The following is a 25,755-nucleotide window of genomic DNA, read 5'->3' on the forward strand; positions in this document are numbered from 1 at the left end:
ACTAAAGCTGTTTTTAATTATTACAAAAACCTGACAATTCATCTCAGGAAGTACCCTAATTCACCTGCATCTTTGCATCGCTTTCAGTATCAAAGAGAAAGCCCCATGGAAATGGGGCTCGGGTTTACTGAAACCATTTACTCGCTTTGTTTCAGCAACATTCTTCAATAAGTTTTAATATTTATCTGGTCGATAAATTCCTGCTGCCATCTTCAGCTACATAGTATCTGAAAGTTAAATAGGGTGCCGGCCAGAATAAATTGGTTACCTGCGGAGGATTTCCAAGATAAATGTTCACCAGTTCCAGTTTGGCATATAAACCTGCCGCAGTGCGTATTACAAACGTCCTTCCCTTAATAGGCACGCAAATGTGGTTCTGACGGGAATAGAAATACCAGCCATTACCATTACCGGCATCCCATCCCGCAGCAGTGATACCACTCCCATTAAATACCTCGTCAGAAGGCGCCTCAGTTACCTGGTCATAATATTTTTCAATAACAACCATTGCCCCCTGGCCCGGACCACCATAACCAGGAGTCCCCGTCGCAGTTCCGTTGTTAATAGCAACCAGCGAATTATATTCATTGGTAAAAGCCAGGTCCCAGTCGGCATTTTTCAGGTAAGCAGCAGAATCGGCAGCATCTTTTACAAACTGCTGCTTCCGGTCGCTAAGTCGAAAAGTGAATAACTGAAAGGACCGCTTCTCCTTTACAGAGCCCGCCGGAGGATCTCCTATAGAAGCAAGTGTATCACCCGCCAGGTCCTTGACAACGGTACTTTTCCCGTCCTCCAGCGAAGGAGCCACATCATCCTTTTTACAGGCTACCAGTAACAATATACCAACGCATGTAAATAATAGAGGTCTTAGCACACATGAAATATGTCTTATCATAGTAAGGTGTTTTATTGTAGTCCAGGTTTATTCTTTTGGGCAAAACACCGCCACGCCAGTCCTGCCATAAACATGCGTCCCGGCTGCGCCGGCATTAACCGGTCGGTGTAATCGCCAATATTCTCTACAGAAAACTGCACCGTCAGCCGCTCGCCCGCCAGCTTTTTTTGCGCAGAAAAATGAAACAACGCATAGCCACGCACAAATACATCATACGGATCGATATACCTGTTATCATCCTGGTCCATAAACCCATACCTGCTTCGGTAACTGCTGCGAAGCGAAAGGTTTACTCCCCACGGCTTATACTCATAAAATACCTGCAGGTTTACCATGTGCCTGCTACGATCCGGTAGCCCAAAATAGTCTTTCGAAGTAGCCCGCACTACCCCTCCTACCGCACGCAACTGGTTGTAGGGACTAACACCCGCTTCTATTGAATCAATGACACCCCTGTCCTTCGCATACAAGAACTGGTAACCTGCCGAAACCAATAACCCTGCAAGCGGTGTATAACGCACACTGGCCTCCAGCCCGCTGGTATAAGCCCGGTCGATGTTAAAATAGGATTCAATACGCCCCGAATTGGTCTTTATACCAATCTGCCGCGAATAGATCATGTTATGAATACTGTTGTAAAAACCGCTCACCCCCAGTTCCAGATGCGAAACCGGCGTAATAGTAAAGCCGCCATTATACGAAGTAGAAGTTTCAGCCTTCAGGTTAGATACCGTAGCAGCTGCAGGCCATATCTCCTGTACCACACCTGCCTTTTCCAGGTCGCGGATACCCTGCTGAATAATATTTGAACCAACAATAGTATAGCCATACACAAAATTGGTAAACACCTGGTACATCTGCCGGTAAGTAGGAGATTTGAAACCTTGACCAGCCGAAGCCTTTATCGTGATCCATGACGCCGGGCTATAGTTAACCCCTATGCTTGGCGTCAGCTTACCTCCGTATCTGTTGTTGCCGCTATACCTGGCCCCCGCAATAACATTAAAACCGGTATATGGCTTCCAGTTGCCCTGAACATAAACAAAATAATTTGCCATACTGCCCCCGGCAGCTTTATCATCAAAATTGCTTGTCCGCAAATACTCTCCACCAGCGCCGCCAATAAACTTCAGATCATGAGTCGTTACATCATGTGCAAATTGTACTTCGCCCCTATGAACCTGCTCCAAAAAATTATTGCGCTGCAATACATCGCCACTTACCACATCAGTTACGTCCTGCCTGGAACCATAATGAGTAAAATAATAACGGCTCACTACCCGCGTATTCCCATTAAGCTGACTATTCAACGCCAGCATACCATTAAAATCATTTTCATCGAGAACGTCTTTCGAAACGGAACCACGGCCATAATTATGAACCATTTCAGAATGACGCCCCGAATACCGGATGCTGGTGTGTAAAGTATGCCGCGCCCCTAACTGGTACCTCCCCCTTCCTTGTAACGTCAGACTGTTATAAGGAGGCACCGTTTTACCATCTTTCAGATACAGCGGATCGGTATTAAACCCGTCAGTCTTATAATAATTAGCCGAAACAAAGGCTGTACCCTTCCGGTCGCTGAAAGAAGTTTCCGCCTCAACGGTAGCATCCAGCGAATGAAAGCTGCCATATAATACATTGGCCAGCGCCTGCGTCTGGCTTACCTGCTGCCGCGTAATAATGTTTACCACCCCGCCCAGCGCCTCGCTCCCAAACAAACTCGATGATGCCCCTTTTACAATTTCAATACGCTCCACCTGTGATAATGTAACCCGCGAAAGATCAAAATTGCCACTGCTCCTGCCCGCCATAGGCTGCCCATCGAGCAGAATAGTAATGTATTCAGCGCTAAATCCCTGCATTTGAAGTCCAACCGAACGGTTGCCTGCCCCCAGGTTACTCACTACAGCCATTCCCGTCTGCTCCCGCAACAACTCATCAAGACGCCGGCTTCCCATCGCCTCAATCGCTTTTCTGTCTATTACCAACGCAGGCATAGGAATCTGCCTTATGTCAATGACATTATCAACGTGGGTCACACGTTGGCTTCCGGTTACCGTAACCTCCTCCAGATTCCTATGTTTACTGCTGCTATCAGCCGGTTGTGCACAGGCAAACACTACACAACACAAAGCCAACAGCATGCTATAAATATATTTCATGCGTTTTCAATCTGTTTACATCAAAACAGGATCAGTAATAAGAATGCTGAAAAAAGCTGCTGGTGAAAGGCAGCCAAGCGGAGTAAATGGAGTGCAACAATAGTTTTTTCCCCCGGTTGAATATTTACCATTTCAGAAAAAAGGCTTACGAATAACGTAAAAGTCATTTTTCAGTCAATTTTTGCCTTTTTACGTTTGTTAATTTATCGAAAAGCCCCTTTAAACCACTGAATGTCTAAGTTTTTCTTTATATTTTGCGATTCATTTCGCACAAACAGAGCTTTCAATAACCTCCTTTATGCCAACACAAGTGCTTCAAAAAGAGGATTTAAACAAAGATATCCTAGCTGTATCAGGGAATTTATTCGGGCAATTCGGTTTTAAAAAAACCACGGTAGAGGATATTGCCAAAGAAATTGGTAGAAGGAAGAGTTCGCTTTATTATTACTACAAAAGCAAAGAAGAGATATTTGAGGCGGTAGTAAATGAAGAAATGCATCGCTTTTTCCGGCAGATCAAAAGATCTGTAGCCCAGGCAGTAGGCGCCAGGCAAAAGCTCCTGATGTATTGCCGGGCCAAATTTCATCACCTGGCCTTATTATGCAATCTGAATGGCATATTGAAAGGTGAAGTGCAGGAAGTACAATGTATTGCCACTCCCTTACGCCATAAATTCGACACTACCCAGGTAGCCCTGGTACGCGAAATATTACAGGAAGGTGTCGCCAGCAACGAATTTAAAACAATGAGTGGAGGAGAAATGGACAGCTTCGCCTACATTATAGTAAGCTCTGTAAAAGGATTGGAGTCACCGCTTGTACTCAACAAACAGGAACCCGACCTCAATGCAAGAATAGAATCTATTGTAGCCTTAATGGTAGAAGGCATCGGCAAACAGGAAATTACGCCGTCAGCCTCATAAGATGTGAAAGAAATTGCTGAAACCATCTCGTAGCCTGCATATAATGGAATAGGACGATCCCCAGTACAGCACAGCTGATACCCGCCATTACATCCAATACATAATGATGGCTGCTATAAACTGCCGCAAACCATATCCCCGCAGTTACCACGGCAAAAAAGATATTGATAAGCCCCATCCTGCCCTTTAGCCCGTAGTATAACACAAGCGTAGGATAAGCAGAATGCAGCGAAGGCATAGCCGCAAATACATTGGAACTCTTCGAATACAATCCGGAAAAAACGGACACGTTAAAGAATTTGTCAAAACGGGCAAGCCCGGCCGTATTACCCGGAGTAGATGGGTTAAACGTAAACCCATATTGCTGCACATACCATGGTGGCGCAGCCGGATAAACATAATACCCGATAAACCCGATAAGATTGATCAATAAGAAACTAAGAGAAAAATAAAAGAACCGCTTCCGGTCTTTAAAGAACAAACGCCCCGCAAATACTAAAGGAACAGGGATCCAGCACAAATAAGCAAACCCGCTGAATACATCCAGGAAGCTATTGTTATTGATAACCCAATATTCATTAGGCGTATAAACCTTCCCGCCGATCATTATACCAAACAGGCTTTTTTCTGCCTCATACAGGCTTCCAATATGCACCGTGTTAAAGCGATAATTTGGAAACGCCTTCATATAATCAAACAGTATCCAGAATATAATGAACACCGAAAAGCCTACAATAAACTTCCGCGTAACACCCGATACCAGGAAGAGAATATTAAAGATGGCAACCAAAACCAACTGATCCGACTTGAAGCCAATTAACCAGAAGGATAAAAGAAGGTAAGCCGCAGAAATAAGACCCGAAACGATAACGTTTTTACGAAGGTCTGACCGATAGTTGTTCAAAAAACACCATTTTACTTTGGAAAATCAGAGCGAAAGATCTTGTCCCATAGCGCAGAACTTACACCATATCCTTTGTCCGGATCAGAATAATGATGCAGCATATGATGCTGTTTGATCCTTTTCATGATACCACTCTTAAAATTGTAGTGGTGCATGGCATAATGCATCATATCATACATCAGGTAACCGATCAGGAAGCCGCCGAAAAAGGCATAAAAGTTAGCCTTCACCGCAAAAAAAAGCCCAAAGAAAAAATATAGTATCAATGCCATGGGAATGCTTGCCGAAGGTGGCATCACCAGCCGCATCTTATCACGCGGATAATCATGGTGTACACCATGAAATATAAAATGCAGGCGTAAACCCCATTTCGATTTAGGAACAAAATGAAATACAAAACGATGTAAAATATACTCCGTCACAGTCCAGATAGCAAAACCCAATACCAGGTATCCTAAATAACCCAGTACCGTACCTGCCGCGATAGAAAGATAGCTCAGATAAGCTATCACAGGAATATAAATAAAAAGAGGGACCGTAAAATGAACCTTTGACAAACTCTCCAGGAGACTGCTTTTAAACATCCTGGAAGACTCTGTAGAATTTGAAATATAGTTTTTAGGCATAGCTACTAAATTTTAATGCGTTCCACCATTTCTTTACCGCTAACAGGGTCCGAACCTTTTATTTCTACATACTCTATATTGGGAGAAAACATGCTGCCACCATTGATATAAATAAAGATCCGGCCAATACGCATATACTTGTTGTTAACCGTGGCATAAACATGATAATGTTTGTCAACAGCCGATCGCTCCAGGTACAAAGGCATCTTCTTATACGATACAAAATGCAGCTCATATTTCCCGTTACCCAACGCCTTGGATTTTAAGCCATAGGCAAACTTCCGCTGAATAAACGAAAGATCCTGCTTTTGCCGCTTCTCTGTATAACGGATCCAGAATACCTTAATAGGCTCATCGGCATCCAGCACACCATCTTTATAATTCAACTCATACATGATGGTATTGGCATTGGGTGTCCGCTGAAGATAAAACAGGTGGTCTGCGCCCCGCGGTGGAGTAGGAAATGTATCCTGTGGCTCCGTAGCCGCTGCCCGGGCATTCCAGGCAAACAAGCTTACAAACAAAAACACCAGCACCTTGTTTACATTACCTATCACAGACACTTTTGCCTTTTGCTGCTCTTCTTTTTCAAGCGCTTCCTTTAATTCCATCGTCTTTTTTGCCCCACGCAATCTCCCGATAGCCGTTATATTCGTCATAATGGCCATAAAAGTTAAAGGCAACGTGAAAACGGACATGGTCTCAAATACATGATAACGGAAACCCTTTATATAAAGTTTATAATCACCACCAATATAATAAGCAGTAACGCCACAGGCAATAGCAGTAATACCGATAAGAATAACCCGCTCAGGCCTTTGCATAAAACCATCCTTGCATTCTATCCCCAGACCTTCAGCCCTCGCCCTTGTATAACTTACCATAATAGATCCTATCATGGCAATAAACGCAAACAGCGAACTGAAAAAATAGTGATGCGCAACCAGGTAATAACAAATACCCAGAAACAAAACCATCTCGCTGTACCTGTCAAGAACCGAATCATATAAAGCCCCAAAACGGGAGCTCATATTTCCCAGACGGGCTACCTGGCCGTCAAGCATGTCAAAAAGACCGGCAAACAGCACTAATGCACCTGCCCAGCCAACATAGCTTAAATCGCCACGATGGCCTACTTCCGCCCCCTTTATAAAGATGACAGCAACACCGATGTTCAGCAACAACCCAATAGTGGTTACTGCATTGGGGGTAAGCCCCATTTTAATCAATAACCTTACGAAAGGATTGATTACTTTGTAAATGCCCAATTGTATACCCGTACGGACAGACATATTTGTTAAGATCAACAGTTTTTAAAAATCAAATTTCACCCGGGCCCTTATTCCCCACTTGGCAATTTCAGGATGATCCAGGTAAGTAAAACGCTTTATAAAATCTACCCGCACAAGTTTAAAAATATTCGCAATACCTACACCGGCTTCGAAATAAGGCGTTTTTTCCATTGCAAATGTAGATACTACGCCGTTAGTTGTAGGAAATTTCATTTGCTCCCCGTTTTTATCCGGGTTATTTTCATCCCTCAAAGTACCATAAAGCAATTTCCCCTCAATAACCTCACGCCATTTCAGCTTCTTCAACAACGGTATTTTATTGAAAATGAAGCCATTAAAATAATGATCCACCATCAGCGATGCATACTGGTCATTCACAAACTCCATAAAGTTCATGAGGTTGAAAGAAGCCAGTTGTAACGAATAACTCTGGTTAGCCCTCGGAATGGAAAGTAATGGGAAAGGAACCTTTCCATACAGCTTACCACCTTCAACCGCTACGTCGGTATATCCCAGCTGCGACACATAAAAACGCTTCTCCGCACGAAGGTTGACGGTGTGATAAGTGTATTCACCACCCCAAAGCCCTTTAATTCCAGCTATATAACGAAGCGTAAAAATCGGATACTTGTTAATAATGGGAATACGATAAAGTTTGCCTTGATAATACTGTTCATGGGGAGCCCAGCGAAACTCAGCGCTTAACTCTGTAGTAGTAAGATCATTTATCTTTTCAAGGCCTCCGCCAGCCAACGGCTTAATATAGGAAATAGCACCGGCAGGTTCCTGTTTCCAACGCTTAAAGCCAAAGTCGTAAGAAATATGATCACCAAATTCCCGCACATAATTAAAACGGAAAATATCGTTATACAACCATTTATCGTTATTACCCCGCTTGAATGACAATAAAAGGTTATCCTCCTGCACAAACTGCAACTCCTGGCCAGGAATTTTAGTCTCACGTTGGAAACTGGCCCTTACATAATGAAACGGGTAATGGTAAATAGACTTATTATTGATAGAATAAGTGCCGCTCACAAAATACTTCCATCGCTCATCCTTAAAACCATAAGCCCCATAAGTTTCAAAATAATAACGTTTGCTCAGCCTCGGGGTCGTCCTGAATCCGGCACGGAGCCTGAACCCCTCCACAGGGTTGAAACTATAAAAAGTATTGGCGGGCCCAACTTCTATAGGACCAGCCTGCTTATACCCAGCCAAAGCAAAAGTACCCCAATCCATTAACCGCCTGAAAGACTTCATCCTGCGCAAACTGTCTATATTGGCATAAACTTTAGACTCCGCAGCAGTAAGCGTATCATGCCTTACATTGGTCCAGAAACTATCCACGTGCTGATCAGCGTCTGCAAGAATAACATTCGCAGGGCCACGGAAAACAGTATCGGCAATAGGTTCATTGAATTTAAAATTCTTAAAAGAAACAGAACGCTCACCAAAGATACCACCACCTTTAGGATTCAAACCAAAGTCTACTATCATGCTACTCTTGGTAAGATAATACCGCTTCTCGGCATTCCTTTCAAACTCCTGGTTGATCTTCAGCTGACGTACAAAGTTGATATTGGCCCTGGCACTGATAAACATATCAATCTGCTGTATACCATATTTTCCGTCAAGCGTAATATACATCGTGCCACGAAACAGCAGATCATCAGGATTACGTGGCGTGAAATACATCTTTACCAGCTTCTCACCGTCAAGCTCAACCGTATCCCTGATATAGAACATATAAAAGGTAGGCGCCATATCGGCAATAGGACTTAGGAACTGGTTGGTGAGCACCGAGATATTGTTATCATAAATATTGATATCCTCGTATAAACGATTCAGATAGCTGCTCACCCCAACCATATCAACAAATTCACCGAAATCCACTTTCTTGTTGCCCTTCACAATCGACTTCTCCGCTTTCGGGTCCTTACGGTAATAGTAATCCGATAAGGTCTCCTCCAGGAAAACAGGCGTCACAACAGAACCTTGCAGCTTCGAGGAATCTTTATTATCAAACACAAAATTGTAACGCCTTATCAGCTTATTATCAGTGATTTTTTTAGAGATCTTATTCAGAGAAACCAGGACCTTTTCATATTTCTCATACGAAACCGACTCGTAAGCTTTAATACGGTTAGAATCTTTATGAGCAATCACCTGCCTGATCAACTCCACAGCAGGATTATCCTTATTCCTGTATTTCGCCCTTTTTTTTGTGGTCACCGTTACATTATTGAGCGCAGCCGGAAAAGGCGTCAGCTCTACGTCAATAACCAGTTTCGTACCTTCCGGCAAACGACGTTTTACCGTCTTATACCCAACGATAGAAAATTCAATAAATCCCACCCTCGCATCTGAAGAAATTGTATAACGCCCGTCAGTGCCTGTGATCATACCCTCTGCACCGGTAAAGTAAACGCTAACATTCTGTACAGGCAGCTTGGTCGATGCATCTCGTACAATGCCCGACACAGTAACCTCCTGTCCCGTTGCCCATTGAAAAGCCATGAGCAATAGCATCACTATACCCAATCTAAGCTTGCTTACCCGTTCCATTTACTATTTATTTAAAGACAAATTTTTTCTGAAGAACATAATTATACCCGATTCCTACCACCACACTCACCAATATTTTGGATATGGCCAGATCAACAGGGGTATAGTGTAACATAATATACAGTCCACCGGTATTCAGGAAGAAATTCCCGGCCCACACGATCATATAGCGGACCATCTGAACATACCTGTTTTTATCGGCAGCATTAAACACCCAACGCCTGCTCACCGTAAAGTGAAACAAACCTCCGGCAACAGAACCCGCCATACCTGCATACCATTCATTTACATAACATACGTAGGCAAGCAACAATGTAGTTGAATAATCGACCAGAGTGGCCGAAAGAGATGTTACTTGTGCTTTCAAAAATGCCATCAGTAGATATGCATGAGTACGATTGATCTCAATAAAATATGCGCATAAACTGCGGCAAGCACATCGTCGAGCATTACCCCCCACCCTCCCGGATATTTCTCCATCCTACGGATATACAGTGGTTTAAATATGTCCATAACTCGGAATAATACCAGCCCTGTCAGCAGGTATTTCCATTCCAGCGGCACAAAAAGCAGGGTAATGCACATGCCTGCCGCCTCGTCTATCACAACCCGGTAACTATCCTTCCCCCATTCCTTCTCTACCACATTACCGGCATAAATACCCAGTATTAATAACAATAGGGTCGCAATTATTTGCCCCCCTATTGAAGAACCACCTGCCTGGGCAAAATACCAAACCAGCAGGCATGCAATGGAAGCATAAGTGCCTCCGCCTTTTCTGATATAGCCTATGCCAAGGCAGGTGGAAAGAATCTTCGCTATTATCATGACATTACTTCCACCAGATCCTGGTAGTAATCCAGTCCCAGGTGCGTAATCAAATCTTCGCCCATCATATGACGGAGCGTATTCTGCATTTTGATCAATTGTTTGAAGATATCATGCTCAGGCCTTAAACCTTCTGCAGTTTGAGGAGATTTCAGGTAGAAAGAAAGCCATTCCTGGATACCAGACATGTTAGCCCTCTTCGCAAGGTCAACGAACAATGCAAGGTCGAGAACTACAGGCGCAGCAAGAATAGAATCGCGGCACAGGAAGTTTACTTTGATCTGCATTTTGTAACCCAGCCATCCGAAGATGTCGATGTTATCCCAGCTTTCTTTGTTATCACCATGTGGCGGATAGAAATTGATCCTCACTTTATGGTAAATATCACCATACAGTTCAGGATTGGTATCAGGCTTGAAGATATCTTCCAGTACACCCAGTTTCGAAACCTCTTTTGTCTTGAAGTTATCAGGATCGTCCAGAACCAGGCCATCCCTGTTACCCAGGATGTTGGTAGAGAACCAGCCGCTAACACCAAGCGCCCTGGCTTGTAAACCTGGAGCAAGGATGGTTTTCATCAGCGTTTGACCGGTTTTGAAATCTTTACCGGCAATAGGCGTGTTGGTTTGTTTAGATAACTCAACCAGTGCAGGAATATCGCAGGTAAGGTTAGGAGCGCCGTTTGCAAAAGGAACGCCCAGTTTGATCGCTGCATAAGCATAGATCATGCTGGGAGAAATATCAGGAGCGTTTTCCTTCAATCCTTTTTCAAAACTTTCTATAGTAGCATGCGTTGCTGTAGGTTCAAAATAAATCTCGGTAGAACCACACCAAACCACTACAACGCGGTTAACATCATTGGCTTCTTTAAAGTTCTCGATATCATCCATTACCTGTTTTGCCAGATCCCATTTGGTAGCGCCGGTTTTAACGAAAGTACCATCAAGGTTCTTAACAAAAGTCCTGTCGAATACAGCTTTCATCGGTTTGATGGCCTCCAGTTCAGGTTTAATAGCCTGTAACAGAGATGCATCCAGCACCTTAGCGTGCATAGCAGCCTGGTAAACATTATCTTCATACAAATCCCATCCGCCGAATACGATATCGGATAGATTCGCTAAAGGCACGAAGTCTTTAATCAAAGGATACCTGTTCTCAGTTCTTTTACCCAAACGGATATTGCCCATTTGCGCAACAGAACCAATTGGTTTTGCAAGGCCCTTGTTCACAGCAATAACACCTGCCATGAAGGTGGTGGAAACTGCTCCCATGCCAGGTGTTAATATACCCAGCTTTCCTTCAGCTTTCCGGATTTGCTCTTTCATATACTTATTGTTTATAGAATAATAGTTCAAAATTGATGAGGGTGTAACTCATGGTATTGCCATATTGCAAACCAGGAAACAGTAGCATTCACTGTTTCCTGGTCCGTAATATCAGCTATCGATATGTCATTTCATTTATCCTTTGGGGGCTTCCAGGTTTTCCTGTTTCAGCAGGTTGGCATACTCTTCTAATTGAAGCTTAGCCTTGCGGGAAGCTTTGATTAATTTGTCAACTGCTTCCTCGATCTGGCTGAAAGTATGAGTAGCCATAAGAGAAAAACGGATCAGAGAATCCTCCGGTGGCACAGCAGGAGAAACTACCGGGTTCACAAATACTCCTTCTTCCTGGAGTATCTTGGTGATCAGGAAGGTCTTGTCATTATCGCGGATATAGATCGGAAGAATAGGGCTTTCCGTTGCTCCCAGATCAAAACCAGCTTCTTCAAGCAGGGTTTTGGCGTAATTCGTATTCTTCCAGAGATTATCAAGATGATGTGGCTCGTTTTCAATCAGGTCAAGCGCAGCAATTACACTCGCTGCAGAAGCCGGCGTCATACTGGCACTGAAAACCAGGGAACGCGCTCTGTGACGTATATAATCAACAACATCGGCATCACCGGCAATAAATCCGCCAAGAGAAGCAAGCGACTTGCTGAACGTACCCATGATAAGATCCACTTCACTCGTAAGCCCGAAATGAGACGCCGTACCAGCACCTTTTTCACCGATAACGCCCAGGCTATGAGCATCATCTACCATAATGTTGCAGCCGTACTTCGAAGCCAGCGCAGTGATCTCAGGCAACTTCACGATATCACCTTCCATGCTGAAAATGCCGTCAACAGCAATCAGCTTTACTGCATTCTCAGGAAGCTGCGACAATTTGAACTCCAGATCAGCCATATCGTTATGGCGGTATTTTATGACCTTGGAAAACGACAGCCGGCAACCGTCAATAATAGAAGCATGATCGTATTCGTCGAGAATAATATAATCGTTACGGCCGGTAATGCAGGACAACACCCCCAGATTCACCTGGAAACCTGTACTGAATACCGCTGCATCTTCCTTCCCTACAAAAGCTGCCAGCCTCCTCTCTAATTCTACATGCAAGTCAAGCGTACCATTAAGAAAACGCGACCCGGCACAACCGGAGCCATACTTCTCCACTGCCTTCTGCGCCGCCGCTTTAATAGCAGGGTGATTGGTAAGACCCAAATATGAATTAGAACCGAACATCAGCACTTTCCGCCCTTCAATCATTACTACAGTATCCTGTGCGGATTCTATCGGACGGAAGTAAGGATATAAGCCCTTCTCTTTAATAACTGCGGCATCCTTAAATGCGGCGATCTTTTCTTTAAGGTTTTTCTGCATTTAACCCGTATTTCAAATTGTATAAACACTCACAGGGAACGAACTCCTAATTTCCGGCGTGTTTTCCTATTTATTCCCCCGCCAAACGCAGCAATTTACTATTTACTATGCTGACAATGAAGTAAAAACTTAAAAAACACAACCGAATAGTTTGGTTGAAGAAACATCAACAAAAATAATAGGATATTAGAACAAATGACCCATTTGTTCAAAATTTATTTAAAAAAAAACATACCCCGTGCAGCGTTTTTCATTTTTTTAAAAAAAGGCAGTTGTGGAAACAACCGCCGTAAATTATAACCAAATCCAACTGTAGACAACTTTACAGGCTCCCGCCTCCTCACTCACACCCGTAGGCATGGCGACCATGAAAAACGACTAAAATTTTAGAACGTAAACGTATTTTAGTCTATAAAATGACAAAAAAAACTAGAAATTCCGGATACCGTTCAACATAATACTCACCAAACTATCCATGGTCCCTTCTATTTCCTCTAATTTGCCATTCAAAATGGACGCGATCTCTACCCCACGCTGCGCACTGATCATTACAAACGCCATCAGGTCAAGATCCGCATTCCCCATATTCTTAAACTCACCGGTCTCTATCCCAAACTCAAGAATATTCTTCACCAGATCTACCTCATTATTATCAAAGTTCCTCCTGATGCCACGCTCTATCTCCGAACAATTCTGCACTTCCCTCACTACCACCTGGTATAAGACACTTATCTGGGCAATTTCCCTAAACTTCATGCGCGTGAAAGCCTCTAATTTTCCGGAAGCCGTAGTTTGCTGAGCAACCGCAGCCTGAATGCGACATAAAATAGCATCCTTCTCACGCTTCATGACAGCGTCAAATATCTCCTCTTTACTCTTGTAATAATAATAGAGCGTACTTTTACCCTTGCCTACAGCACGGGCAATATCCTCCATAGTAGTCTTATTCAGCCCGTAATGGCGGAAAAGTTTGGCGGCCTCCTGCAATACTTCACATCTGATAATATCCTCCTTGGGGAGCGTCATACTTTTAGACCGAATTGGTTTAAAAGTCCAAAATTAAGCGCTTTCTGCTTTCCGTCCACTTTTATTTTTGTTTTTTTATGAACGGCATTCCATCTATACCATTATCGATTTTGGTAATTTCAACGGCCACAACCCTGATTTTATCTCTCACAACATAGAAAGGTTTTACATTTACGTTTATCTATCTTCAATTATCTTATGAGCAAAAAAAGTAACTACTGGCTGAAAAGAGGCCTGCTGGTCATTATTGGCATCGCCCTGTTGGGTGCAGGTTTCGCCTGGTATCTGATCCGCGAAAAATTCTCCGACACAAGCATCGTTAAAGCCGACTACACCGTAACAGCTTCCTCTTTTATCAAAGAATTTGAAAAAGAAGCCGGCGCCGCAAATCAGAAATACACAAACAAGATCATCGAAGTATCAGGTAACGTGTCAGAAAAAGAAGCTCCTTCCGATTCTGTTACCAACATTAAATTTATTGATACAGCAACAGGCTCCTACGTGATTTTTGCATTTCAGGGACAACATATGAAAGAAGCACAAAACCTGAAACAAGGAGCCCCGGTAGCCATCAAGGGCGCCTGCAGCGGCGGACACTTCAGCGAAATACTCGGATTTACCGCAATAGAGTTCAAGCGCTGTGCACTCGCAAATACCGCAAAATAACATCCGTACTCAATCATTACTTATCATAAACAAACATTCATGAAAAAAACAATCTTACTATTGGCATTAGTAGTAGCTACCGGTAGCTTATTCGCACAAAAGAAAACAACCACATCGGCAACTGTAAGCTTCGACGCAACTACTCCCGCCGACGCCCTGCCCAAAGCCGATAATAACACAGTTATCGCAGCCCTTGACCCAAAAACAGGAGACATCCAGTTCGAAGCTACCGTTCAAAACTTCGCGTTCACCAACCCAACCATTCAATCACACTTCAATGGCGAAAAATGGCTGAACTCAGAAAAATACCCCAAATTCACATTCAAAGGCAAACTGTCTAAAGCCGACTTTAAAAAAGACGGCACATATCCCGTAACAGTTACAGGCAACCTAACCGTTAAAGAAACAACCAAAGAAATAACCACCCCCGCTACAGTAACGGTAAAAGCCGGCGTTATCACAGCTACAGCAGCATTCCCGCTTACATTAGCCGACTATGGCATCGTAACAGATGGCAAGAAAATCGCTAAAGAACCCAAAATAACAGTGACCGCAGAATTCAAATAATTAAAAATGGGTTGATCCATACTTGCGATCAACCCATTTTTGAAACGCCGGCGCTCCAACGCAAGTAAAGGCAGAACAACCTGCTCTTCGGTAAGCCTGCGAACAAAAGGATCAGTTAACGGCAAAGCCGCCCAATAAGCGCTTCATGCTGAGGATACAATGAAGTAAGTATGCCAGCCTCTGCCATTTCAAAGTCATCAAAATGAAAACCAGGCGCCACAGTACAGCCGGTAAATGAAAATAAGCTCCCCGGCGCAGGCTCACTGGCAAACCAGCAATTGGCAGGCACTACATACTGAAAACATTCTCCTGCCCCAATATTATTGCCTAATCGCACGACCTCCAGCTGCCCATCCGCATGAATAACATATATCAGCAATGTACTGCCCGCATAAAAATGCCAGCATTCGTCGCTCTTGATTTTATGAAAAGCTGAAAAATTCCCCCGGTCAAGTAAAAAATAGATCGCCGTCGAAAAAGGCCTTGCAGCAGAAAACCGTTGAGGCAACCCTTCAACAGGAATCAACGCATCACTGCGATAAGTTTCTTTGTAAAATCCACCTTCAGGATGAGGTGCTAGCCCGTAAGCCCGTATCAACGCCTGCACCTCTGGTATTGCTGATTCAAAATCCGACATATTCAAATGTAAAGGTAAATCCGCTACCAGCCTCCGCCACCACCACCTCCTCCTCCGCCGCCGGACGAACCGCCGCCACCGCTTCCCGAACTCCAGCTCGAACTGCCAGAACTACCCGAACTGCCGGAACTGCTGCCCGATCTACTTCCCGATGAAACAGCTCCCACCTGCGCACGCTGCAACGAAGTATCCAAACGCTTCGACATAGCGCCGGCAAGCGCTCCATACGCAAAAGCTTCACCCGCATACCAGCCAGGACGATACTCCGTTTGTTTTAACACTCCCTCGAATTTTTTAGCCCATTTATTCTCCAGGTCAAGCGCTATTGCATAGGGCAACAAACGCTCAAACAACTCGGGAGTCAATTCCGGAGGCATCAGCATATTCAGCCGCCGCTCCTCCGCTGTCGACAAATACAAACGGAATCCTTTTAACTCAGCCCGCAACACACTTCCTTCCGGCGTATAAGCAGGTATCAATATTATAAACAAAACGAATCCCGTAATGATCATTAAAGAAAACACCAGCGACAATAAAGAAAATGAACTGATCCCCATTACCAGCATCCAGCTGGTTGCACCAAGAAAAGGCAACGAAAAAAACAAAAGAAGCAACCCCGATACAAAAGCCTTTTCTCTGAAAAACTTGACCCCCATTACAAAAGCTCCAACACTTCCCACCCAGAATACCAATCCCAATGTCAAACCTATCGACACCGACACCTCCTCCACAATAAACAGGAAGCCCAAAAGCACCAGAACAGTACACCAGCTGGCATGCCATAACTGGCGGGAATTGCTCTGGTAATAGTCCTTAATCGCCAACTCCGCTTTCAACTCCTTTTCCAGTTGACTCCTGGCATCGCTAAACCGCCTGTAATTTGTATTGCTTACAGTAAGCGTCGTGTTCTGCAAGAACAATCTCTTGTAAGTTTCCCGCTCTTCTTCAGACAATACCTGTATGTCTCCCGCCCGTTTTTCCAACGTAAAAACAGCGTTCTTCGCACGGGTCTGCCTTACAAAAAGCAGCTTCTTGACAGCCATATGAATGATTGTAACGGAAAAAAGCTTGCTATCTATTTTACGCTTATAAGCATAACGGATCTTAGCAGGCGACCAGTCACGTGGAGGTTTAAAGCTGGGCACTACTACCTGGTCAGGCGCATCCCTCCCATATTTCCTCCAACGTTTATAATAAAAGCTATAAAGAAAAACAACACCGGCCAATGCCAGTAAAAAATCTTTAAAGTACCAGATCTGCGGCCAAAAACCCAATGGCGGCGGACGCTGTATCAATCCCGGCTGCCACCCGGCTGCTATCGTCAATCCTTCAAACACACCCAATCCAAAAGCCTTGAACACTGCGTTGCCGCCCGCATCAGCTTTTGCATTGCAATCCCGGGCCGCCGACCCTCTTACACCGGTATAACACGACATCTGCTTTACGGGCGCTCCTGCGGGTAAATGCATGACCGCTTCTACAGTATCGATAGGAAACTCCCAGGCATTGCCCGTTACATTCCAATACAACTCATCATATTCCTTGAAAAAACCAACATGCCCCCTCGATTCATAACTTATCCGGTAAGTATATGTTCCACTTTCCAGAAACATATTGGCATTACCGATATAAATGATCAGGGAACCATTTTTATCCGCTACATGATACGGCTCCTGCTCACCATCCCTTTGTACATCGGTAACCTTCACATCAACACGCTGTTTCCGGCCAAACCTGTCCTTCCGGAAATAAGGAAGCGTTCTGAAGATCCCGCGTTTTATCTTGTCACCGTCAGCCACCACCTTTATTGTCTCCGTCACCTTTACAAGCCCGGACGTATCTACGATTATATCGGAGCGAAACGACAATATCCTTTCCGGCAGTTGAGCCGCCGCCAGCTGACATATCAGCAGCAAAAGAAGAAAACAGTATTTTTTCATCGGGTAGCGTTAAAAGACACCTGGGGCACCTGTAAATGATCATTGTTCTCCAACTCAAAATAGTCACCTTTCTCAAACTTCCCCATCCCCGCTATAACACTGGCAGGAAAGCTTTCAACGAGAATATTGTTCTCTCTTACACTGGCATTATAATAACGTCTTGCCGATTCAATCTCAGTCTCCAGCCGGGCAAGATCATCCTGTAACTGCCGGAAATTTTCACTGGCCTTCAAATCCGGATAACTTTCTGCCACAGCAAAAAAACTCCCTAAAGCCTGGCTAAAACGCTGCTCTGCAGGCAGTTTCTCTCCCGGAGCAGACGCCTTCATCGCCATAGACCTGTTAACAGATACCTGCTCCACCACGCCTTTTTCAAAAGCTGCATATCCCCTGACAATCTCCAGCAGGTTGGGCACCAGATCATACCTTTTTTTCAAAAAAACAGTGATGCCGCTCCATGCTTCGCGCCTGTAATTCCTGGCCTTAACAAGCCGGTTATAAGTGCTGATTGCCCAGAAAATGAACAGGAAAATGAGAGCAGAAACAATAAGGATTATCCAGGTTGTGCTTTCCATTCGGATTGTTTTTTGATCTAAGAGCCTTATAAACAAATATTTTGCCATATATAATCCGCTCTAATCATAACGCTCCCTGCAAAGCGGGCATTTCAACTGCCTGGGCAGCTCCAGCCCTCAACGCTTACCCTTTACCCGCCCCAACAGCAGCTCTCCCACACGAAAAATGGCTGAGAACCCGCCGTTGCGTACTTTTGCAGGAATGCAACAGAAATATTCCATAGAAGAGATCATCAGCTATTTTGATATCGACCAGTTAAATAGCATGCAACAGGCATCGTTGGCCGCACCCGCAGATCAGGACATCATTCTCCTGTCCGCCACGGGCTCCGGCAAAACCCTTGCGTTCCTGCTGCCCATGTTACAAACACTCGACAGCACCAATAAACAAACCCAGGCACTGATAATAGCCCCTTCCCGCGAACTGGCTCAGCAAATTGAAACAGTCTTCAAACGCATGCGCACCGGCTTGAAAGTGACCTGCTGCTACGGCGGCCACCTTCGCGAAACAGAAGAAAATAACCTGATAGAACCACCGGCAGTGCTCATTGGGACGCCCGGACGCCTCGCCGATCATATTCGCAGAGGCAATATCACCCTCCCGGGTATCACCACACTCATACTGGACGAATTCGACAAATCGCTCGAAGCCGGATTTCACGATGAGCTCTCCTTTATTATATCGTCTCTCCCTTCCATCAAAAAAAGAATGCTGATCTCCGCCACAGAGTCAGTAGAGATCCCGGATTTCGTTAATCTGAACGAACCGCTCGAACTGAACTTCCTGGGCGATGCAGCAGCCGACAGCAACAAACTGGCAATCCAATACGTGCTGTCCGACGAAAAAGATAAAGTGGATACACTCTTCCGGCTCATCTGCCATCTCGGCAACCGCCTTACCATCGTATTCTGTAATCACCGCGATGCCGTAGAGCGCACCAGCGCATTACTGCTTGAAAAAGGGATCTATAACGAATTCTACCATGGCTCAATGGAGCAGCGCGACCGCGACAGCGCCCTCAGTAAATTCAGAAATGGCACCGTATCGGTACTGGTAACAACCGACCTGGCAGCCAGAGGCCTCGACATACCTTTTATCCGGTACATCATCCATTATCACCTGCCTGCCACCCAGGAGATCTATACCCATCGCAACGGAAGAACAGCACGTATGGAAGCCAGCGGTACCGCCATACTCCTGCTTGGTCCCGAAGAAAAGATCCCGGACTATATAACAGAAACAGTGCAGCCCATTGAATTGCCCGAAAAAGCAGTACTTCCGGAAAAACCCAAATGGACGACCTTTTTTATTGCAGCGGGCAAAAAAGACAAGGTGAATAAAATTGACATCGTCGGCTTCCTGTCGAACAGAGGACAATTAAAAAAGGAAGACATCGGTTTAATCGACGTGAAAGACTTCTTCTCATTTGTAGCCATCCGGAAATCAAAAGCCAGTCATACCCTTCAGCTTATCCGGAACGAAAAGATCAAAAACAAAAAAGTGAAGATTGAAATAGCAAAATAAAAAAGCCCTCTTGTAGAAACAAAAGGGCGTCTTCGATTGCTTGCCATATGAAAAATCTTCAACCCCTAAGGGCTTATAATATTATAATCAGTTCAATATGATCTTCTTGTAAGGAAAGGCAAAACTAATACACCATCCAGGCTAAAACCTATCCTAACACGTTAAATTAATATAAAGATTGTGCCACATTTTTCAATTCACGGATACATAAATCATTAAAATATGCATCACTTTTCTCTTTATGAAGCAAAGTAAAGGATTAAATACCTAAAAACAATAACATATTTTATTTTTAAATACGTCTTTAAGCTCAACCCGCGTCCACTAAAAAATCATAAACAAGTGATTATTAATTAGTTCTACCGGGATACACTTTTAGCGCTTCTTCAAGGCAGTTCATAGCTCTATCTATTGCACTTTCATTTAATACGTAGGCGAGCCTTACTTCCTGCTTCCCAAGGCCCGGAGTACCATAAAAACCACTGGCCGGCGCCATCATTACGGTCTGCTTTTGATATTCAAAACTTTCCAGGAGCCATTGGCAAAATACGTCGGCATCATCCACCGGAAGCTGCGCCATTGCATAAAACGCGCCGCCCGGGTTAGGACAAAACACACCTGGCATCGCATTAAGCCGCTCAACAATCAGGTCACGCCTCGATTTATAAGCCGCCTTGGTTTCATCAAAATAATCTGCCGGCAGATCAACAGCCGCTTCACCCGCTATCTGGGCAAAACTGGGTGGACTTAACCTTGCCTGCGCAAATTTCATCACAGTTTCAATCAAAGCTTTATTGCGGGTAACAAATGCCCCAATTCTGCCGCCACACGCGCTGTACCTTTTGCTGATGGTATCCATCAGTACCACGTGATCTTCAATACCCTCCAGCTGCATGGCGCTGAAATGCTCTCCTTCGTAACAAAATTCACGATAAGCTTCATCCGAAAACAGGTAAAGATTGTGTTTGGTAACAAGCTCCTTCAGCACAAGCATCTCTTCTTTACTGTAGAGATATCCTGTAGGATTATTAGGATTACAAATAATGATCGCCTTTGTACGTGGCGTGATAGCCTTCTCAAACTCTTCAATTGCCGGTAAAGCAAAGCCATTATGAATACTGGAAGAAATAGGCACTACCTTAACGTCGGCCTCAACAGCAAAACCATTGTAGTTGGCATAAAAAGGCTCCGGTATAATAACCTCATCACCCGCATCAAGACAGGCCATAAATCCAAACAGGATCGCTTCCGACCCTCCGGTGGTAATAATGATCTGTTCGGGAGTTACCTGAACACCTACCTGGTTATAATATTGAACCAATTTTTTCCGGTAGCTTTCATTACCCGCACTATGGCTGTATTCCAGAATTTTAAATTCTGAATGACGCACCGCATCAAGTACCATTTTGGGAGTTTCAATGTCAGGTTGTCCAATGTTTAAATGGTATACGATCGTTCCTCGCTTCTTGGCAGCTTCGGCATAGGGCACAAGCTTTCTTATAGGGGAAGCAGGCATTTCCCTGCCTCTGTTACTGATCTTTAGTTTTGACATGGCGCAAATGTCTTTAGAATCGTTATAAAAATCAAACAATTTTTAAACGCTATATTCTTTAAAAAAAATGGGTGTTAAAAGGTCGTAGATCCCTTTAACACCCAATTCATTATAGTAAGTCAAATCTGTTTACTTCGTCTTCGCAGGAGCAGTAACCACCTCACCGGAAATGGTCAGCTGAACTGGTTGCTGCACGTTTGCAATCTTCACATGAACATTTTTTGTAAACTGGCCGGCAGCAACTGCATTATAAGTAACCTTGATCTCGCCGGTTTTTCCTTTCAAAATAGGAGTTTTGGGATAAACAGGCGTAGTACAACCACATTCAGCAGTAGCATTTTCAATAATAACAGTTTTATCGCTGGTATTAGTGAAAGTGAATGTAGTGGTAACCGGTACATTCTGGGGCACTTTACCAAAAGAATGCTTTACTTCCTTAAACTCAAGCGGTGAAGTAGACGTGGTTTGAGCAAATGTAGCCGCAGAGATGAGCAGGCACGCGAACAGGAACAACTTCTTCATACTTTCTTATTTTATCTGGTTCAATTTTACTTGGTTTTCGCAGCTGGCTGATCCTTGTAAGTATCGCCATGGAATAACAATTGTTTCGTAAGGCCATTAGAGAAATATACAGTCACTGACTTTACAAAATGGCCTTCGGTATAACCGTTAAAGCCCAAAGTTATTTTAAATTTCTGACCAGGAGCATAAGGACCTGCCTGCCACTTAGGCGTAGTGCAGCCGCAGCCAGCCTGAACATTATCTATTTTTACCGAATCTTTACTGATATTTTTAAGCTCCAGGTCAAATTCCACAGGCTTGCCGTAAGGGATCTTTCCCAGGTCATGATCCGTTTCCGAGAACGAAATCACCTTTTCGATGTCTTGAACAGGTGCTGTACCAGTGTTGGTTTGAGCGTGAAGGCTGCCAAAAGCTATTAAAAGCGCCAGGCAACAGGCTATTTTTTTCATGTGATTAATTATTACTATCTGAACAATGTGATAAAGTTATTGATAAACTTTATTTCCTACACTTTTCAGTAAGAATTTAAGCGGAGTTTATTACCTGACCTCCCAAATGAAAATCGTTTTGGACTTTCACGGGTGGTAAACCCTATTTTTGTGCCATGAACAATACATCTGCAGATATTCAAATGAGCAATGACATGCTCTCTTACGAAGGGTTCAGAGCAGAGGTGCTGAAAGACTACAAAGTAGCGCTGGAAAGTCGCGAAGCTAGTTTACTCGGTCGCCGCGAGGTATTGACAGGCAAGGCCAAGTTTGGCATTTTTGGTGACGGTAAAGAACTTGCCCAGGTAGCTATGGCTAAGTTTTTCCAGCCTGGCGACTGGCGCGCCGGTTATTATCGTGACCAGACTTTTATGTTTGCCACAGGTTTAGCTACAGTTGAACAGTTTTTTGCACAACTGTACGCCGACCCCGATCTTAAAAATGAGCCCTTTAGTATGGGCCGTCAGATGAACGGCCACTTCGCTACCCGCATCGTGCAGGACAATGGACAGTGGGAACCGATAGCCGATAAGCTGAACGTATCTTCCGATATTTCAACAACTGCAGGCCAGATGCCCAGAGCACTCGGCCTCGCATTCGCCTCGAAAGCATTCCGCGAAGTAGCACAACTGCATTCAATGGAGCACCTGTCGCGTAACGGCTCCGAAATATGCTTCTGCACCATTGGCGACGCCTCTACTTCGGAAGGCCATTTCTGGGAAGCCGTAAACGCCGCAGGCGTATTGCAGGTGCCCCTGGCCATTTTTGTATGGGACGACGGATATGGTATCTCCGTGCCTACAAAATACCAGACCACCAAAGGATCTATCTCAGCAGCACTGAAAGGATTCCAGAAAAAAGACAATACCAACGGAGTTGATATATATAAAGTACAGGGCTGGGATTATGCCGGCATGTGCGAAGTGTTTGAATCGGCGCTCACCAGAATGCGCGACACGCATGTTCCCGCAGTATTTCATGTCGAAGAAATAACACAGCCACAGGGCCACTCCACCTCCGGCAGTCATGAACGCTATAAATCGGCCGAAAGACTGGAATGGGAAAAAGAATGGGACTGTATCAAAAAAATGCGCGAATGGATCATCGAAAATGGCATTGCCAATGAAGATGAACTCGCCGCTATAGATGAAGCTGCCAAACAAATGGTGAAAGAAAGCAAGGCAAATGCCTGGCGCAAATACCAGCAGCCCATCAAGGAACAGGTGCAGGAAGCAGTGTCGCTGATCCGCAACATGACGGTGAACGACATGGAAGCCTACAGCAAGGTTCAGGACCTGGCCAAAGACCTGGAAAACAACCGCGAACCGTTGCGCCGCCATATCATGCGCTCATTGGCGCTTGCTACGGAAATTGCTCCCGGGTCGCCATCGGTAGCCGAAGTAAAGGCCTACCGGAAAAAACTGCAGCAAATCAACGATCCGCTCTATAACAGTCTCCTGTATAACGAAGGTGAAAAAAGTGCCCTCAAAGTACCGGTAGTAACTCCGGCCATCGATGAAACAGCACCGGTGATCAACGGCTACGAATTATTGAACAAATACTTCGACCAGCTCTTCGCCTCCAATCCTTCAGTACTGGCTTTTGGAGAAGATGTGGGTAAGATCGGGGACGTAAACCAGGGCTTCGCCGGGCTACAGGAAAAACACGGCAAAAACAGGATCTTCGATACCGGTATCAGGGAGCTCACGATCATAGGGCAAGGCATAGGACTCGCTTTACGCGGCTTAAGACCTATTGCCGAGATCCAGTATCTCGACTACCTGCTATACGGCCTTCAGCCGTTGAGCGACGATGTGGCAACGCTCCATTACCGTACAGGTGGCCAGCAAAGCTGTCCGCTTATTGTACGTACCCGTGGCCACCGCCTGGAGGGTATCTGGCATAGTGGCTCTCCAATGGGCATGATGCTTAACGCCTTACGTGGCATATATCTTTGCGTTCCGCGCAACATGGTACAAGCTATCGGCATGTATAATACACTGCTCAAAGCCAATGACCCGGCAATTATGGTGGAATGTTTGAATGGCTACCGCCTGAAAGAAACCATGCCCGCCAACCTGCTGGAATATACCGTTCCATTGGGTGTGCCCGAAGTAATAAAAGAAGGCGCCGATATCACGGTTGTATCTTACGGCTCCACACTCCGTATCGTTCAGGATGCAGCCGTACGTTTACAGGCATTAGGCATCGATATCGAGATCATCGACGTACAAACTTTACTTCCTTTCGATACACAGCATGTGATCTTCGGCTCATTGCAGAAAACCAACCGTATCATCTTTATCGATGAAGATGTGCCCGGAGGCGGCGCTGCATACATGTTCAACAAAGTAATGGAAGAACAGGGTGGCTACAAATGGCTCGACGTAGCGCCACGAACGCTCACGGCAAAAGCGCACCGCCCTGCATATGGCAGCGATGGCGATTACTTCAGCAAACCAAATGCAGAAGACGTCATAGAAGCCATCCAGGACATGATGGCGGAATAAGAACAGATGGCAGAATAGCAGATAACTGCTAAGCATCTTTCTAAATAGAAATAGCCCCGGCAAAACCGGGGCTATTTTATTATTTGCTAAAGAATGCTAAAAAAACGATCATTTTGAAAGAAGCTTTTGAGAAGCTTTAAAGAAGCTTTGAGGATGCTTTAAGACTCCTTTTACAAAACCGCCTCTTTTTTTAGCAAAAGCTGACACCGTTTTTTTAGCAAAACAGGATGCGCACAGTTTTCAACACTTCATTCCTAATCCTGATCCATTGTCATAATATCCCTGTCAAACAAATAGAGGCCGCTCTTGTCGTCACCCACCAGTTCCAGCTTATCATTACATTCACGGGCTAATCGCTCCTCTTCCATTTGTTCATTTACATACCATTGAAGGAAATTATGAGTAGCATAATCCTTCTCCTTCAACGACAGATCTACAAGATCATTGATGCTGCCGCTCACTTTCAGCTCATGATCCAGCAACTTTTCAAAAGCCTTTTTGAGCGATACAAAAGTTAACACCGGCTGTTCCAAAGCAGGGACCACGGCAAAACCACCACGCTCATTGATATAATGAATGAGCTTTAACATATGCATACGTTCTTCTTCACTATGTCTGAAGAAAAACTGCGTTACACCTTTCAATCCGGGCTGGATCTCAGCCCAGCTTGCCATGGCCAGGTAAGCCTGCGACGACTGGGCTTCCATAAATACCTGTTGGTTCAAAGCCTCCTGCATTGTTTTCGATAGCATAATTTCTATTTTGGGTTAACGGTAAACTCTCTTCTTCTAATGTACAGCTTTATTTGATTCCCGGAATAGCCACATCGGGAAGAAAACGAACTG

The 25,755-nt window shown here is 44.6% G+C and carries 23 protein-coding genes; 5 read left to right on the forward strand and 18 right to left on the reverse strand.

What is annotated here, in order from left to right; all coding sequences use genetic code 11:
• Positions 1 to 181: 181 nt before the first annotated feature.
• Positions 182 to 895 carry an HmuY family protein gene (locus ESB13_RS12590; RefSeq protein WP_220399669.1) on the reverse strand — a complete coding sequence of 238 codons (714 nt, stop codon included), beginning with the start codon at positions 893 to 895 and terminating at the stop codon, positions 182 to 184.
• An 11-nt stretch (positions 896 to 906) separates the two neighbouring features.
• Positions 907 to 3,060: a TonB-dependent receptor plug domain-containing protein gene (locus ESB13_RS12595; RefSeq protein WP_129003791.1), complete on the reverse strand. Its 2,154-nt coding sequence runs from the start codon at positions 3,058 to 3,060 to the stop codon at positions 907 to 909.
• A 298-nt stretch (positions 3,061 to 3,358) separates the two neighbouring features.
• Between ESB13_RS12595 and ESB13_RS12600 the strand changes: the two genes are divergently transcribed.
• On the forward strand, positions 3,359 to 3,982 hold the full coding sequence (locus ESB13_RS12600; protein WP_129003793.1) for a TetR/AcrR family transcriptional regulator: 624 nt from the start codon (positions 3,359 to 3,361) through the stop codon (positions 3,980 to 3,982).
• On the opposite strand, the gene ESB13_RS12605 is transcribed toward ESB13_RS12600, so the two are convergent.
• The 9 genes from ESB13_RS12605 to ESB13_RS12645 form a co-directional block, all read right to left on the reverse strand.
• Positions 3,963 to 4,886, reverse strand: coding sequence for a phosphatase PAP2 family protein (locus tag ESB13_RS12605; RefSeq protein WP_129003796.1), 924 nt, complete (start codon positions 4,884 to 4,886; stop codon positions 3,963 to 3,965). The genes ESB13_RS12600 and ESB13_RS12605 overlap by 20 nt on opposite strands.
• An 11-nt stretch (positions 4,887 to 4,897) precedes the next feature.
• Positions 4,898 to 5,512 carry a sterol desaturase family protein gene (locus ESB13_RS12610; RefSeq protein WP_129003798.1) on the reverse strand — a complete coding sequence of 205 codons (615 nt, stop codon included), beginning with the start codon at positions 5,510 to 5,512 and terminating at the stop codon, positions 4,898 to 4,900.
• 5 nt (positions 5,513 to 5,517) lie between these two features.
• A complete protein-coding gene (locus ESB13_RS12615) occupies positions 5,518 to 6,804 on the reverse strand; it encodes a DUF4833 domain-containing protein (RefSeq protein WP_129003800.1) in 1,287 nt (428 codons plus the stop codon).
• A gap of 21 nt (positions 6,805 to 6,825) precedes the next feature.
• Positions 6,826 to 9,372, reverse strand: coding sequence for a DUF5686 family protein (locus ESB13_RS12620; protein ID WP_129003802.1), 2,547 nt, complete (start codon positions 9,370 to 9,372; stop codon positions 6,826 to 6,828).
• Between the two features lie 7 nt (positions 9,373 to 9,379).
• Complete coding sequence (locus tag ESB13_RS12625; protein ID WP_164974197.1) at positions 9,380 to 9,739, reverse strand: GtrA family protein; 360 nt, start codon at positions 9,737 to 9,739, stop codon at positions 9,380 to 9,382.
• Positions 9,740 to 9,747: 8 nt separating this feature from the next.
• Positions 9,748 to 10,200, reverse strand: coding sequence for a phosphatidylglycerophosphatase A family protein (locus ESB13_RS12630; protein ID WP_129003806.1), 453 nt, complete (start codon positions 10,198 to 10,200; stop codon positions 9,748 to 9,750).
• The gene (locus ESB13_RS12635; protein WP_129003808.1) at positions 10,197 to 11,525 is read right to left on the reverse strand and encodes an inositol-3-phosphate synthase; all 1,329 of its coding nucleotides are present in this window, start codon (positions 11,523 to 11,525) and stop codon (positions 10,197 to 10,199) included. Before ESB13_RS12635 ends, ESB13_RS12630 begins: the two co-directional genes overlap by 4 nt.
• A gap of 135 nt (positions 11,526 to 11,660) precedes the next feature.
• Positions 11,661 to 12,902, reverse strand: coding sequence for a serine palmitoyltransferase (gene spt, locus ESB13_RS12640; RefSeq protein WP_129003810.1), 1,242 nt, complete (start codon positions 12,900 to 12,902; stop codon positions 11,661 to 11,663).
• A 429-nt stretch (positions 12,903 to 13,331) separates the two neighbouring features.
• The gene (locus ESB13_RS12645; protein ID WP_129003812.1) at positions 13,332 to 13,928 is read right to left on the reverse strand and encodes a TetR/AcrR family transcriptional regulator; all 597 of its coding nucleotides are present in this window, start codon (positions 13,926 to 13,928) and stop codon (positions 13,332 to 13,334) included.
• Between the two features lie 198 nt (positions 13,929 to 14,126).
• On the opposite strand from ESB13_RS12645, the gene ESB13_RS12650 reads away from it, so the two are divergent.
• Complete coding sequence (locus tag ESB13_RS12650; RefSeq protein ID WP_129003814.1) at positions 14,127 to 14,594, forward strand: OB-fold protein; 468 nt, start codon at positions 14,127 to 14,129, stop codon at positions 14,592 to 14,594.
• 39 nt (positions 14,595 to 14,633) lie between these two features.
• Positions 14,634 to 15,161, forward strand: a complete 528-nt coding sequence (locus ESB13_RS12655) for a YceI family protein (RefSeq protein WP_129003816.1) — start codon at positions 14,634 to 14,636, stop codon at positions 15,159 to 15,161.
• A 115-nt stretch (positions 15,162 to 15,276) separates the two neighbouring features.
• Here ESB13_RS12655 and ESB13_RS12660 read toward each other — a convergent pair whose 3' ends face one another.
• The 3 genes from ESB13_RS12660 to ESB13_RS12670 are packed head-to-tail and all read right to left on the reverse strand — an operon-like array spanning position 15,277 to position 18,313.
• The gene (locus tag ESB13_RS12660) at positions 15,277 to 15,798 is read right to left on the reverse strand and encodes a cupin domain-containing protein (RefSeq protein WP_129003818.1); all 522 of its coding nucleotides are present in this window, start codon (positions 15,796 to 15,798) and stop codon (positions 15,277 to 15,279) included.
• Positions 15,799 to 15,821: 23 nt separating this feature from the next.
• Positions 15,822 to 17,738: a DUF2207 domain-containing protein gene (locus ESB13_RS12665; protein WP_129003820.1), complete on the reverse strand. Its 1,917-nt coding sequence runs from the start codon at positions 17,736 to 17,738 to the stop codon at positions 15,822 to 15,824.
• Complete coding sequence (locus tag ESB13_RS12670; RefSeq protein ID WP_129003821.1) at positions 17,735 to 18,313, reverse strand: LemA family protein; 579 nt, start codon at positions 18,311 to 18,313, stop codon at positions 17,735 to 17,737. The genes ESB13_RS12665 and ESB13_RS12670 overlap by 4 nt, the downstream gene beginning before the upstream one ends.
• A 202-nt stretch (positions 18,314 to 18,515) precedes the next feature.
• On the opposite strand from ESB13_RS12670, the gene ESB13_RS12675 reads away from it, so the two are divergent.
• Positions 18,516 to 19,838 carry a DEAD/DEAH box helicase gene (locus ESB13_RS12675; protein WP_129003823.1) on the forward strand — a complete coding sequence of 441 codons (1,323 nt, stop codon included), beginning with the start codon at positions 18,516 to 18,518 and terminating at the stop codon, positions 19,836 to 19,838.
• 349 nt (positions 19,839 to 20,187) lie between these two features.
• Here ESB13_RS12675 and ESB13_RS12680 read toward each other — a convergent pair whose 3' ends face one another.
• From ESB13_RS12680 to ESB13_RS12690, 3 genes are all read right to left on the reverse strand, one after another.
• On the reverse strand, positions 20,188 to 21,390 hold the full coding sequence (locus ESB13_RS12680) for a pyridoxal phosphate-dependent aminotransferase (RefSeq protein WP_129003825.1): 1,203 nt from the start codon (positions 21,388 to 21,390) through the stop codon (positions 20,188 to 20,190).
• Between the two features lie 129 nt (positions 21,391 to 21,519).
• The gene (locus ESB13_RS12685) at positions 21,520 to 21,912 is read right to left on the reverse strand and encodes a DUF1573 domain-containing protein (protein ID WP_129003827.1); all 393 of its coding nucleotides are present in this window, start codon (positions 21,910 to 21,912) and stop codon (positions 21,520 to 21,522) included.
• 26 nt (positions 21,913 to 21,938) lie between these two features.
• Positions 21,939 to 22,361, reverse strand: coding sequence for a DUF1573 domain-containing protein (locus tag ESB13_RS12690; RefSeq protein WP_129003829.1), 423 nt, complete (start codon positions 22,359 to 22,361; stop codon positions 21,939 to 21,941).
• A 155-nt stretch (positions 22,362 to 22,516) separates the two neighbouring features.
• Here ESB13_RS12690 and ESB13_RS12695 point away from each other — a divergent pair, with 155 nt between their 5' ends.
• The gene (locus ESB13_RS12695; protein WP_129003831.1) at positions 22,517 to 24,910 is read left to right on the forward strand and encodes an alpha-ketoacid dehydrogenase subunit alpha/beta; all 2,394 of its coding nucleotides are present in this window, start codon (positions 22,517 to 22,519) and stop codon (positions 24,908 to 24,910) included.
• Between the two features lie 254 nt (positions 24,911 to 25,164).
• Here ESB13_RS12695 and ESB13_RS12700 read toward each other — a convergent pair whose 3' ends face one another.
• Positions 25,165 to 25,662 carry a ferritin gene (locus tag ESB13_RS12700; protein ID WP_129003833.1) on the reverse strand — a complete coding sequence of 166 codons (498 nt, stop codon included), beginning with the start codon at positions 25,660 to 25,662 and terminating at the stop codon, positions 25,165 to 25,167.
• Positions 25,663 to 25,755: the final 93 nt, after the last annotated feature.

It is taken from the genome of Filimonas effusa (assembly GCF_004118675.1).
Classification (GTDB): domain Bacteria; phylum Bacteroidota; class Bacteroidia; order Chitinophagales; family Chitinophagaceae; genus Filimonas; species Filimonas effusa.